The organism is Pseudomonas sp. FP1740, from assembly GCF_030687165.1.
Taxonomy (GTDB): Bacteria; Pseudomonadota; Gammaproteobacteria; order Pseudomonadales; family Pseudomonadaceae; genus Aquipseudomonas.
In genome coordinates this window covers 5589042-5602017 of the sequence record NZ_CP117461.1, presented here as the reverse complement: position 1 = coordinate 5602017, position 12976 = coordinate 5589042, and the positions used below count along the sequence as shown (strand labels likewise).

Below are 12976 nucleotides of genomic sequence, written 5' to 3'. Positions count from 1 at the left end.
TTCCTGTGGGAGCGAGCGGTGCGGCTCGTTCCCACAGGTCCCCGCTTACTCTTCTTCTTTTTCCTGGATCGGCGCAGGCGGCGGACGCAGACCGATTTCTGCAGTGAGCTTGAGTTCTTTACCGTTGCGCATCACCTGAATCGTGACCTTGTCGGTCGGTTTGATGCGCGCCACCTGGTTCATTGACTTGCGACCATCGCCAGCCGGTTCACCATCGATGCTGAGGATTACGTCGCCCAATTGCAGGCCGGCCTTCTGCGCCGGGCCGTCACGGAATATCCCCGCGACCACAATTCCAGGGCGTCCCGACAGGCCAAACGATTCCGCCAGTTCCTGACTCAACGGTTGCACTTCGATGCCGAGCCAGCCGCGAATCACCTGGCCGTGTTCGATGATCGACTTCATCACTTCCATCGCCAGTTTGACCGGGATCGCGAAGCCGATGCCTTGCGAGCCACCGGACTTGGAGAAGATCGCCGTGTTGATGCCGGTCAGGTTGCCGTTGGCGTCCACCAGTGCACCGCCGGAGTTGCCGGGGTTGATCGCGGCGTCGGTCTGGATGAAGTCTTCGTAGTTGTTCAGACCCAACTGATTGCGCCCGGTGGCACTGATGATACCCATGGTCACGGTCTGGCCGACGCCGAACGGGTTGCCGATGGCCAGGGCCACGTCGCCGATGCGCAGGTTGTCAGAACGGCCGACGGTGATCGACGGCAGGTTTTTCAGGTCGATCTTCAATACCGCGAGGTCGGTTTCCGGGTCGCTGCCGATGACCCGGGCCAGGGTTTCACGACCATCCTTGAGCGCCACCACGATCTGGTCGGCACCGCTGGTCACGTGGTTGTTGGTCAGCAGGTAACCTTCCGGGCTCATGATCACGCCCGAACCGAGGCTCGACTCCATGCGCTTCTGCTTGGGCGAGTTGTCGCCAAAGAAGCGGCGGAACTGCGGGTCTTCAAACAGCGGATGGCTGGGTTTGTTGACCACTTTGGTGGTGTAAAGGTTGACCACCGACGGCGCAGCCGTGGTCACCGCATCGGCATAGGACACCGGGCCCTGCTGCACACCAAGGGTTTGCGGGGCTTGTTGCAGATTGACGTCGAGGCTTGGCAGCCCGACCCACTGCGGGTAACGCTGAATAATCAGTAGAGCGACAAGCACGCCGGCCAACAGCGGCCAGCCGGAAAAACGCAGCGCCTTGAGCATTAAGCACGTCCTGAGAGGTTGCAGGCGGTATGAGACCGCCCATAATGTCGCGCATTATACGAGGCCGCGCGCGCCTCTGAACGGGATATTTAGGAGTCTTTTATGGCCGTCGCCCTGAGCACCCTGGTCGAAGAAGCCGACCGTTACCTGGCAAGTGCGAAGATTGCCGATTACTGCCCCAACGGCTTGCAGGTCGAAGGCCGGCCGCAAGTAATGCGCATCGTCAGCGGTGTCACCGCCAGCCAGGCGTTGCTGGACGCCGCAGTGGAGGCCCAGGCCGATCTGGTGCTGGTGCATCACGGCTATTTCTGGAAAGGCGAGAACCCGTGCATCACCGGCATGAAGCAGCGCCGGTTGAAAACCCTGCTCAAGCACGACATCAGCCTGCTGTCCTATCACTTGCCGCTGGATCTGCACCCGGAAGTCGGCAACAACGTGCTGCTCGCCCGGCAGTTGGATATTACCGTCGAAGGCCCGCTGGATCCGGACAACCTGAAAATCGTCGGGTTGGTCGGCTCGTTGAACGAACCGATGACTCCCCGCGATTTCGCTCGCCGCGTGCAGGAAGTCATGGGGCGCGAGCCGTTACTGATCGAAGGCAGCGAGATGATTCGTCGGGTCGGCTGGTGCACCGGTGGCGGCCAGGGTTACATTGACCAGGCGGTGTTGGCCGGTGTCGATCTGTACCTCAGCGGCGAGGCCTCTGAGCAGACGTTCCACAGCGCCCGGGAAAACGACATCAGTTTCATTGCCGCCGGCCACCATGCCACCGAGCGTTACGGCGTACAGGCTTTGGGTGATTACCTGGCGCGACGTTTCGCCCTCGAGCACATCTTCATCGATTGCCCGAACCCGATTTGACTACAGGGCTGGAGCCCAAACGAGGGGGTATATTCATATACCCTTTCGATCTAGCCGCCGTCCTGATTAGAAGAGGGCGCTGTGCTAGGATTCCCCGCTCGAACACGGCCCGCAGGCCGTCCATAAGATCGTTTTCGTGAGTAGCCATGGTCGACAAACTGACGCATCTGAAACAGCTGGAGGCCGAAAGCATCCACATCATCCGCGAGGTCGCCGCCGAGTTCGATAACCCGGTGATGCTGTACTCCGTCGGTAAAGACTCCGCCGTGATGCTGCACCTTGCGCGCAAGGCATTCTTCCCGGGCAAACTTCCGTTTCCGGTGATGCACGTCGACACCCAGTGGAAGTTCAAGGAAATGTACGCGTTCCGCGACCGCATGGTCGAAGAGCTCGGCCTGGACCTGCTGGTACACGTCAACCCCGAGGGTGTTGCGCAGGGTATCAACCCGCTGACCCACGGCAGTGCCAAGCACACCGACATCATGAAGACCGAAGGCCTCAAGCAGGCCCTCGACAAGTACGGCTTCGACGCCGCATTCGGTGGCGCCCGTCGCGACGAAGAGAAGTCCCGTGCCAAAGAGCGCGTGTATTCGTTCCGTGACAGCAAGCATCGCTGGGACCCGAAGAACCAGCGCCCGGAGCTGTGGAACGTCTACAACGGCAAGGTCAACAAGGGTGAATCGATCCGCGTATTCCCGTTGTCGAACTGGACCGAACTGGACATCTGGCAGTACATCTACCTGGAAGGCATCCCGATCGTGCCGCTGTATTTCGCAGCCGAACGTGATGTCATCGAGATGAACGGCACCTGGATCATGATCGACGACGAACGCCTGCTCAATCACCTGAGCGACGAAGACAAGGCGCGCATCGTCAAGAAGAAGGTCCGTTTCCGTACACTGGGCGACTACCCGTTGACCGGTGCTGTCGAGTCCGAGGCCACCAGCCTGACCGACATCATTCAGGAAATGCTCCTGACGCGAACTTCCGAACGCCAGGGCCGGGTCATCGATCACGATGGCGCCGGTTCCATGGAAGAAAAGAAACGTCAGGGTTATTTCTAAGGGGTTGTCATGTCGCACGCATCTGATTTGATCAGCGAGGACATCCTCGCCTACCTGGGCCAGCACGAACGCAAGGAAATGCTGCGCTTTCTGACTTGTGGCAACGTCGACGACGGCAAGAGCACCTTGATCGGGCGCCTGCTGCACGACTCCAAAATGATCTACGAAGATCATCTGGAAGCCATTACCCGCGACTCGAAAAAAGTCGGCACCACCGGCGAAGACATCGACCTGGCGTTGCTGGTCGACGGCTTGCAGGCCGAGCGTGAGCAGGGCATCACCATCGATGTCGCCTACCGCTATTTCTCTACCGCCAAGCGCAAATTCATCATCGCCGATACCCCCGGCCATGAGCAGTACACCCGCAACATGGCCACCGGTGCATCCACCTGTGACCTGGCGATCATCCTGGTCGACGCCCGTTACGGCGTGCAGACCCAGACCCGTCGCCACAGCTTCATCGCCTCGTTGCTGGGCATCAAGCACATCGTGGTCGCCATCAACAAGATGGACCTCAACGGCTTCGACGAAAGCGTATTCGAGTCGATCAAGGCCGATTACCTGAAGTTCGCCGAAGGTATCGCGTTCAAGCCGAGCACCATGGCGTTCGTGCCGATGTCCGCGCTCAAGGGCGACAACGTGGTGAACAAGTCCGAGCGCTCGCCGTGGTACACCGGCCAGTCGCTGATGGAAATCCTCGAAACCGTCGAAATCGCCAGCGACCGCAACTACACCGACCTGCGTTTCCCGGTGCAGTACGTCAACCGTCCTAACCTGAACTTCCGTGGTTTCGCGGGCACCCTGGCCAGCGGCATCGTGCACAAGGGCGACGAAGTTGTTGTGTTGCCGTCGGGCAAGAGCAGCCGCGTGAAATCCATTGTCACCTTCGAAGGTGAGCTGGAGCACGCCGGTCCTGGTCAAGCGGTGACGCTGACCATGGAAGACGAGATCGACATTTCCCGTGGCGACTTGCTGGTGCACGCCGATAACCAGCCGCAAGTGACCGACGCCTTCGACGCCATGCTGGTGTGGATGGCCGAAGAGCCGATGCTGCCGGGCAAGAAGTACGACATCAAGCGCGCCACGACTTACGTGCCGGGCTCGATCACCAGCATCGTCAATCGCGTGGACGTGAACACCTTGGCCGAAGGCCCTGCCAGCTCGTTGCAGCTGAACGAGATCGGTCGGGTCAAGATCAGCCTCGACGCGGCCATTGCGCTGGACGGTTACGACAGCAACCGCACCACGGGTTCGTTCATCGTCATCGACCGTTTGACCAACGGCACGGTCGCGGCCGGCATGATCATCGCTCAGCCGCTGGCGCATGGCAGCAGCTCCCACCATGGCAAACTGGCCCATGTAGCCACCGAAGAGCGCGCCCAGCGCTTCGGTCAGCAACCGGCCACCGTGTTGTTCAGCGGCCTGTCGGGCGCTGGCAAAAGCACTCTGGCGTATGCGGTTGAACGCAAGTTGTTCGACATGGGTCGCGCGGTGTTTGTACTCGATGGCCAGAACCTGCGTCATGACCTGAACAAAGGTCTGCCACAGGATCGCGCCGGGCGTACCGAGAACTGGCGTCGTGCGGCGCACGTTGCGCGTCAGTTCAACGAAGCCGGCCTGCTGACACTGGCGGCGTTTGTTGCCCCTAGTGCCGAAGGTCGTGAGCAAGCCAAAGAGCTGATCGGCAAGGAGCGTCTGCTGACGGTCTACGTCCAGGCCTCGCCGACGGTCTGCGCCGAGCGTGATCCGCAAGGTCTGTACGCGGCGGGTGGCGACAACATCCCGGGCGAATCCTTCCCGTACGACGTGCCGCTCAATGCTGATCTGGTGATCGACACCCAGTCGCTGTCGCTGGAAGAAAGCGTCAAGCAAGTGCTGGATCTGCTGCGCAAGCGTGGCGCGATCTAAGCATTAGCTGAAAACAAAAAAGCCCGCAGATGAGTGATCGTCTGCGGGCTTTTTTGTGTCCGGGAGGACACCTTCGCGGGCACCTCAAGAATTCACTGGATACTCACGGTGCATCTGCCCCAGCAGCGCATCCTTGTCCTGCCACAATTGATTGATCCAGCCCTGAAACTCCAGGCGATACACCCCATCCTGGTCGTAGTTCTTGCCAACGAACTGCGGCGGAATCTTCAGCTCCTGAAAGTGCACCACCACGTCTTTCACCTTGCCGCAGAGCAAATCCCAGTAACCCGGACGCCCGGTCGGGTAGTGGATGGTCACGTTGACGATGGCTTCCAGCTGTTCGCCCATGGCATCCAGCACGAAGGCAATGCCACCCGCTTTCGGCTTGAGCAGGTAGCGGAACGGTGAACTCTGCTGGGCATGTTTGCTCTCGGTAAAGCGCGTACCTTCGACGAAGTTGAAAATCCCCACCGGGTTATTGCGGAACTTGTCGCAGGTCTTGCGGGTGGTCTCCAGGTCTTTGCCCTTCTTCTGCGGATGCTTTTCCAGATAGGCCTTGGAGTAACGTTTCATGAACGGAAAGCCCAGCGCCCACCACGCCAGGCCAATCACCGGCACCCAGATCAGTTCCTGTTTGAGGAAGAACTTCAGCGGGCGGATGCGACGGTTGAGCACGTACTGCAACACCATGATGTCGACCCAGCTCTGGTGGTTGCTGGTGATCAGATAAGAGTGCCGATAGTCCAGGTCTTGCAAACCGCTGAGGTGCCAGCGTGTGCGGCAAACCAGATTCATCCAGCCCTTGTTGTTACTGATCCACGCTTCGTGGGTATGACTCATCAGCCAGCGCGCGAAACGTTGGGTGAGGGCGAACGGCAACACTTTGAACAGCGCCACACAGAACAGAAACGAGCAGAGCAGAATCGTATTCAGCGCCAACAGCAGCGAGGCGATCACGCCGCGCACGGGTGCAGGTAGAAAATCCAGCATTTAAACATCCATAGGTCGGTTGGCCGCTTGAATCGCGGTCAACGCGATGGTGTACACGATGTCGTCGACTTGCGCGCCACGCGGCAGGTCGTTCACCGGTTTGCGCAGGCCTTGCAGCATTGGCCCGAGGCTGACGCAGTCGGCGCTGCGTTGCACGGCTTTGTGGGTGGTGTTGCCGGTGTTCAGGTCGGGGAACACGAACACCGTGGCACGACCGGCCACCTGACTGTTCGGCGCCAGTTGCCGGGCCACGGTTTCGTTGGCGGCGGCGTCGTATTGCAACGGGCCGTCGATCAACAGTGAGTGTTGCTGTTCGTGGGCGAGCAAGGTGGCCTCGCGAACCTTCTCGACTTCTTCGCCACTGGCCGATTCTCCGCTGGAGTAGCTGATCATCGCCACCCGTGGAGTAATGCCGAACGCCGCTGCCGAATCGGCGCTTTGCAAGGCAATCTCGGCCAGTTCGCTGGCGCTCGGGTGCGGGTTCATCACACAGTCGCCGTAGACCAGCACTTCTTCGGGGAACAGCATGAAGAACACCGACGACACCAGGGTGCAACCCGGCGCGGTCTTGATCAGTTGCAGGGCCGGGCGGATGGTGTTGGCGGTGGAGTGAATGACCCCGGACACCAGCCCGTCGACTTCATCCAGCGCCAGCATCATGGTGCCGATCACCACGGTGTCTTCCAGTTGCTGCTCGGCCATCGGCGCGTTGAGGCTTTTGGTCTTGCGCAGCGCAACCATCGGCTCGACGTAACGCTCGCGGATCAGGTCCGGGTCGAGGATTTCCAGCCCCGGTGGCAACTCGATGCCTTGGGCGCGGGCGACCGCCTCGACGTCTGCCGGCTTGGCCAGCAACACGCAACGGGCGATGCCCCGTGCCTGGCAGATCGCGGCGGCCTGCACGGTCAACGGCTCGCTGCCCTCGGGCAACACGATGCGCTTGTTGGCGGCCTGGGCGCGCTGGATCAGTTGATAGCGGAACACTGCAGGCGACAGGCGCATTTCCCGTGGCGTGCCGCAGCGTTGGTGCAGCCAGTTGGCGTCGAGGTGGCTGGCGACGAAATCGGTGATGATCTCCGCGCGCTCGCGGTCGTCGATCGGGATTTCCTTGTTCAAACCGTTCAACTGGTTGGCGGTGTCGTAGGAACCGGTACTCACCGACAACACCGGCAGACCGGCCTGCAAGGCGCCACGGCACAGCTCCATGATGCGTGGGTCGGGCAGGGTGTCGCTGGTCAGCAGCAGGCCGGCCAGAGGCACACCGTTCATCGCCGCGAGGCTGACCGCGAGGATGATGTCGTCGCGATCGCCGGGGGTCACCACCAGCACGCCGGGCTTGAGCAGCTCCACGGTGTTGCGCACGGTGCGGGCACAAATGATGATTTTGGTCATGCGCCGGGTTTCGTAGTCTCCGGCATTGAGCACCTGAGCGCCCATCAGCTCGGCCACGTCACGGGTGCGCGGCGCGTTCAGCTCCGGTTGAAACGGGATGCAGCCGAGCAGACGGAAGTCGCCACTGCGCAGCAACGGCGAGTGCTCTCTCAGGCGCGAGGCGAAGACGTCCATGCTTTCGTCGGTCTTGACCTTGTTGAGGATCACGCCCAGCACTTTCGGGTCTTTCGGCCCGCCGAACAATTGCGCCTGCAATTCCACCCGGCCGGACAATTCGGTCAGCACTTCGTTTTCCGGCGCCGAAACCAGAATCACGTCGGCGTCGAGGCTCTTGGCCAAGTGCAAGTTGACCCGCGCGGCGTAGCTGGCGCTGCGGGTCGGGACCATGCCTTCGACAATCAGCACGTCCTTGCCGATCGCGGCTTGCTGGTAAAGCGTGATGATTTCTTCGAGCAATTCGTCCAGCTGACCGTCGCCGAGCATCCGCTCGACATGGGCCAGGCCCAGCGGCTGAGGCGGTTTCAAGCCGTGGGTGCGGGCCACCAGTTCGGTGGAGCGTTCAGGGCCGGTGTCGCCCGGATGCGGTTGGGCAATCGGTTTGAAAAAGCCGACTTTGAGGCCGGCCCGCTCAAGGGTACGCACCAGCCCGAGGCTGATGGAGGTCAGACCCACACCAAAATCGGTGGGCGCGATAAAAAAAGTTTGCATGCGGATTCTCTAAGGGTGCATGGCAATGGTGAACGCCTATGGCTGGCGTTCTACCGATATTCAGTGGTCAAGGTTATCGCTAACCGAGCCTTGTGCGCACCAACCGCAATCAAAGGGCTGGCCTATTTTTTCATTGCGCAGCGCAGGGTCCAGCACCCAGGCCCGGGATTGCCACGGCGGCTGGTGCCGCAGGTGTTGGGTATGGCCGCAGGACAGCTCGGCCACCCAGTGCCCGTCCTCGTCCTGATGGAAACCTGTAATGGTCGAGGCTTTCATCGCGCCCCGTTTGTCCGGGTTGTGTTCGCTTTCGGGCGATTGCTTCGCTAAACTTGGACATTCATCATTCTTATGCAAAAGGTCTCGCCCCATGCTGATCGCCGCCAATAAGGCTGTCTCCATCGACTATACCCTGACCAACGACGCTGGTGAGGTCATCGACAGCTCCGCCGGCGGCGCGCCGCTGGTCTACCTGCAAGGCGCAGGTAACATCATTCCGGGCCTGGAAAAGGCGCTGGAAGGCAAAGCAGTCGGTGATGAACTGAAAGTCTCCGTAGAACCTGAAGATGCCTACGGCGAATACGCTGCCGAACTGGTCAGCACCCTGAGCCGCAGCATGTTCGAAGGCGTCGACGAACTGGAAGTGGGCATGCAGTTCCATGCTTCCGCTCCGGACGGCCAGATGCAGATCGTCACCATTCGCGATCTGGACGGCGACGATGTCACCGTCGACGGCAACCACCCGCTGGCCGGTCAGCGCCTGAATTTCCAGGTCAAGATCGTTGCCATCCGTGATGCCAGCCAAGAAGAAATCGCTCATGGTCACGTCCATGGCGAAGGTGGCCATCACCACTGATTTTCTGCGCTAAGCTTTCGAGAACTGGAGAGGCGCCCGAGGGCGCCTTTTTAGTCCGCGGCTGTCCTTGGCGACATGACCAAGTGGCTGTTTCGAGAAGAACACGGGAAATTTGGAGTCCGTCATGAGTGCTTTTCACGACCTTACATTGAAAACTTTGGATGGCCAGGAGTTACCTCTGGCGCCCTTCAAAGGGCACGTCGTGCTGGTGGTCAACGTCGCCTCCAAATGTGGCTTGACCCCACAATACACGGCGCTGGAAAACCTCTACCAGCAATACAAGGACAAGGGGTTCAGTGTGCTGGGCCTGCCGTGCAACCAGTTTGCCGGGCAGGAACCGGGTACCGAGAAAGAGATCCAGGAGTTTTGCCGCCTCAACTATGGCGTGACCTTTCCGTTGTCCAGCAAGCTGGAAGTCAACGGTCACGAACGCCATCAGTTGTACCGCCTGCTGGCGGGCGAGGGCGCGGAATTTCCGGGCGACATCACCTGGAACTTCGAAAAATTCCTGTTGGGCAAGGACGGTCGCGTATTGGCGCGGTTCTCGCCGCGTACGGCGCCGGATGATCCTTCTGTTATCCAGGCGATTGAAAAAGCTCTGAGTTAAAAAGCGAAGAATCAAGATCAAAAGATCGCAGCCTTCGGCAGCTACAGGTGTTCACATTTCTCTGTAGAAGCTGTCGAAGGCTGCGATCTTTTCGTTTCTAATCCTTAATCACTCAAATCAATAGTGCTGTTCAAGGCAGGGCACCCTCCATATTATCGCCGTCATAAAGTCTATGTCCCGTGGAGCGTCCAATGCCCGTCAAAGCCCTGTTCAAGCCTTTTCACCTCGGCGCTCTCGAACTGCCGACCCGCGTCGTCATGGCGCCGATGACCCGCTCGTTTTCGCCAGGCGGCGTGCCCAATTCCAAAGTGATCGAATACTACCGTCGTCGCGCCGCTGCCGGAGTGGGGTTGATCATCACTGAAGGCACCACCGTCGGCCACAAGGCCTCCAACGGTTACCCGAACGTGCCGCACTTCTACGGTGAAGCTGCGTTGGCTGGCTGGAAAAAAGTCGTCGACGCGGTGCATGCCGAAGGCGGCAAGATCGTTCCGCAGCTGTGGCATGTGGGCAGCGTGCGCCGCATCGGCACCGAGCCGGATGCCAGCGTGCCGGGTTACGGTCCGTCGGAAAAACTGAAAGACGGACAGGTCGTGGTTCACGGCATGACCCAGCAGGATATCCGGGAGGTAATCGCTGCGTTCGCCCAAGCCGCCAAGGACGCCCAGAGCATCGGCATGGACGGCGTGGAAATCCACGGCGCCCATGGTTATCTGGTGGACCAGTTCTTCTGGGAAGGCAGCAACCAGCGCACCGACGAATACGGTGGCAGCCTGGCCAACCGTTCGCGCTTCGCCATCGAACTGATTCAGGCGGTGCGCGCCGCTGTTGGCGAGGGATTCCCGATCATCTTCCGTTTCTCCCAGTGGAAGCAGCAGGACTACACCGCGCGTCTGGTGCAGACGCCAGAGGCGTTGGGCGAATTCCTCAAGCCGTTGTCCGACGCCGGCGTGGATATTTTCCACTGCTCGACACGCCGTTTCTGGGAGCCGGAGTTCGACGGTTCCGAACTGAACCTGGCCGGCTGGACCCGCAAGCTCACCGGCAAGCCGACCATCACCGTTGGCAGCGTCGGCCTGGATGGCGAGTTCCTGCAATTCATGGTCAACACCGACAAGATCGCACAGCCGGCCAGCCTGGAAAAACTGCTGGAGCGTTTGAATAACGATGAGTTCGACCTGGTGGCGGTGGGGCGTGCGTTGTTGGTGGACCCGGACTGGGCGCAGAAAGTGCGTGACGGTCGCGAGCAGGACATCCTGCCGTTCAGCCGTGATGCGTTGATGACGCTGGTGTAAACGGCAACTGAAAAGGCCTTTGCGCGGGCAAGCCTCGCTCCTACAGGGGCGAGGCCTGCCCGCGAAGCTTTTAAGGCAACAACGCTGCATCGGATAGAACTTGTTCCTGCGCACAAGCCCCCCGCAACTGCCCCTCGAACTGCTCGATAATCGCCGCCCAGCCCTGACGGCTTGCATGCTGGCGGGCATTGAGCCGCATGCAGCGCAAGGTTTCGCGCTCCTCCAGCAGCCAACGTGCCGCATCGCAGAACGCCTGTTCATCCCCGGGCATGGCCAATACGCCGTTGTAGCCATGGCGAATATGCTGAGCCGCCGCAGCCTGATCGTACGCCACCACCCCCAGCCCTGAGGCCAATGCCTCAAGCACCACATTGCCGAAGGTTTCGGTCAGGCTCGGAAACAGAAACACATCCCCCGAGGCATAGTGACTGGCCAGCGCTTCGCCGCGTTGTGAGCCGCAAAAAATCGCCTCGGGCAATTCCTTTTCCAGCGCCGATCGTTGCGGACCGTCACCGACCACAATCAATTTCATGTTGCGCTGTGGATAAGTGGTTTTCAGCGCGTCGAAACTGCGCTTGAGCAGGCCAAGATTCTTCTCCTGGGCCAGGCGTCCTACGTGGATGAAGGCGATGTCATCCTCGGCCAGTCCCCATTGCTCACGCAGCGGTTTCAGTCGTTTGACCGGATGAAACAACTGGCTGTCGACGCCTCGAGAGAGTAACGCCAGACGCTCGAAACTGCGCCGCTCCAGCTCCAGTCGCTGGCTGGCGCTGGGCACCAGGGTCAGGGTCGAGCGATTGTGAAACCAGCGCAGGTAGTGGGTCAGCAAGCGCGTCAGCAACCCGAGCCCATACTGGCTGGAATACTGCTGAAAATTGGTATGAAAGCCGCTGACCACCGAAATCCCCAAACGCCGTGCCGCGCGTAACGCCGACAACCCCAGCGGTCCTTCGGTGGCGATGTACAACACGTCCGGGCGATGGCGCTTCCAGCGCCGCAGCAGCTTGTGCATCGACGACTGGCCCCATTGCAGGCCGGGATAACCCGGCAGCGGCCAGCCCCGACACAGCAGCAACTCATCATTGCTGCCCATCAGCGGGTCGCCGCCCTGACGTGGCCGTACCAACTCGACCTGATGCCCGCGCGCGCGCAAACCGTCGAACAAGCGACCAAGGGTATTGGCCACGCCGTTGATTTCCGGGGGGAAGGTTTCGGTGATCAGAGTGATATGCAGAGCTGTCGTCATGACCTCAGTGTCGGCTGAGGCCATGTCGTCATTGTGACGGTGGGATGATGGATATGTGACGCGATTAACGGCGTTCTGTCACCAGATTCTCCGCGCCACGCTCACGGACCCAGAACAGCGTCGCCCCGGCCACGGCCGCCGGCATCATCAAAATGTTCACCACCGGAATCAGCAACGCCAGATAAACGATCCCGCCAAAACTCATGCTCTGCCAGCGCTTCTTGCGCAGCCAGGCGAGCATCTCGTTCCACCCGAGCTTGTGGTTGTCCGCCGGGTAGTCGATGTACTGGATCGCCATCATCCACACCCCGAACAGCAGCCACAGCGGTGCGGCAATGATGTTGACCACCGGGATGAAGGAGAGAATGAACAGCCCGATGGCCCTTGGCAGGAAGTAGCCGAGCTTGCGCATTTCCCGGGTCAGGGTACGGGGGATCATGGCGATCAGTTCGCCCCAGCTGAAGGTCGGGAAATCGTCGGTGCCGCGCACCACCACTTCGACTTTCTCCGCGAGGAAGCCATTGAACGGCGCGGCGATGACGTTGGCGAGCAGGGTGAAGGTGAAGAACACCATCAACACCACCAACACCACGAATATCGGCCAGAGGATGTAGCTGAGGAAACTCAGCCAGTCGGGCAGGGATGGCATTAGCGTATCGACCCACATACTGAACTGATGGCCAGCCAGATAGATCAATCCGACGAACAGCACCAGGTTGATCGCCAGCGGCAGCAACACGAACAGACGCAGACTTGGGCTCAGGACCAGATTGAGGCCTTCGCGCAGGTATTGCGGGCCGGACAGAACGGGGGCGGGCATAACGTGCTCCGAACAAGAGGGAAACG

General features: G+C 60.3%; 12 protein-coding genes. 6 read left to right on the top strand and 6 right to left on the bottom strand.

From position 1 onward, the window contains the following. Positions 1-45: 45 nt before the first annotated feature. Positions 46-1206, bottom strand: coding sequence for a Do family serine endopeptidase AlgW (gene algW / locus PSH69_RS25085; protein WP_018927192.1), 1161 nt, complete (start codon positions 1204-1206; stop codon positions 46-48). Positions 1207-1308: 102 nt separating this feature from the next. Between algW and PSH69_RS25080 the strand changes: the two genes are divergently transcribed. From PSH69_RS25080 to cysN, 3 genes are all read left to right on the top strand, one after another. Next, entirely contained in the window at positions 1309-2067 is a 759-nt protein-coding gene (locus tag PSH69_RS25080) for a Nif3-like dinuclear metal center hexameric protein (RefSeq protein ID WP_305410142.1), read from the top strand. A gap of 146 nt (positions 2068-2213) precedes the next feature. After that, a complete protein-coding gene (gene cysD / locus PSH69_RS25075; protein ID WP_007941268.1) occupies positions 2214-3131 on the top strand; it encodes a sulfate adenylyltransferase subunit CysD in 918 nt (305 codons plus the stop codon). A gap of 9 nt (positions 3132-3140) precedes the next feature. Next, positions 3141-5039, top strand: a complete 1899-nt coding sequence (cysN, locus tag PSH69_RS25070) for a sulfate adenylyltransferase subunit CysN (RefSeq protein ID WP_305410141.1) — start codon at positions 3141-3143, stop codon at positions 5037-5039. Between the two features lie 84 nt (positions 5040-5123). Here cysN and PSH69_RS25065 read toward each other — a convergent pair whose 3' ends face one another. Genes PSH69_RS25065 through PSH69_RS25055 form a run of 3 tightly spaced genes read right to left on the bottom strand, consistent with a single transcriptional unit; the run spans position 5124 to position 8528 of the window. Further along, entirely contained in the window at positions 5124-6029 is a 906-nt protein-coding gene (locus tag PSH69_RS25065; RefSeq protein WP_305410140.1) for an acyltransferase, read from the bottom strand. Beyond that, positions 6030-8129, bottom strand: a complete 2100-nt coding sequence (gene pta, locus PSH69_RS25060; protein ID WP_305410139.1) for a phosphate acetyltransferase — start codon at positions 8127-8129, stop codon at positions 6030-6032. It lies immediately after the preceding gene. Positions 8130-8189: 60 nt separating this feature from the next. Next, the gene (locus PSH69_RS25055; RefSeq protein WP_026286504.1) at positions 8190-8528 is read right to left on the bottom strand and encodes a DUF3565 domain-containing protein; all 339 of its coding nucleotides are present in this window, start codon (positions 8526-8528) and stop codon (positions 8190-8192) included. Between PSH69_RS25055 and PSH69_RS25050 the strand changes: the two genes are divergently transcribed. The 3 genes from PSH69_RS25050 to PSH69_RS25040 all read left to right on the top strand — a co-directional run bounded on the left by PSH69_RS25050 (position 8497) and on the right by PSH69_RS25040 (position 10884). Beyond that, a complete protein-coding gene (locus PSH69_RS25050) occupies positions 8497-8982 on the top strand; it encodes a peptidylprolyl isomerase (RefSeq protein WP_064620281.1) in 486 nt (161 codons plus the stop codon). The genes PSH69_RS25055 and PSH69_RS25050 overlap by 32 nt on opposite strands. A 124-nt stretch (positions 8983-9106) precedes the next feature. Next, entirely contained in the window at positions 9107-9589 is a 483-nt protein-coding gene (locus PSH69_RS25045; protein ID WP_305410138.1) for a glutathione peroxidase, read from the top strand. 191 nt (positions 9590-9780) lie between these two features. After that, positions 9781-10884, top strand: a complete 1104-nt coding sequence (locus PSH69_RS25040) for an NADH:flavin oxidoreductase (RefSeq protein ID WP_138866305.1) — start codon at positions 9781-9783, stop codon at positions 10882-10884. A 70-nt stretch (positions 10885-10954) separates the two neighbouring features. Here PSH69_RS25040 and PSH69_RS25035 read toward each other — a convergent pair whose 3' ends face one another. Together PSH69_RS25035 and cysZ are read right to left on the bottom strand one after the other, a co-directional pair. Beyond that, the gene (locus tag PSH69_RS25035) at positions 10955-12154 is read right to left on the bottom strand and encodes a glycosyltransferase family 1 protein (protein WP_305410137.1); all 1200 of its coding nucleotides are present in this window, start codon (positions 12152-12154) and stop codon (positions 10955-10957) included. A gap of 40 nt (positions 12155-12194) precedes the next feature. Further along, a complete protein-coding gene (gene cysZ / locus PSH69_RS25030; protein ID WP_305410136.1) occupies positions 12195-12950 on the bottom strand; it encodes a sulfate transporter CysZ in 756 nt (251 codons plus the stop codon). Positions 12951-12976 lie beyond the last annotated feature (26 nt).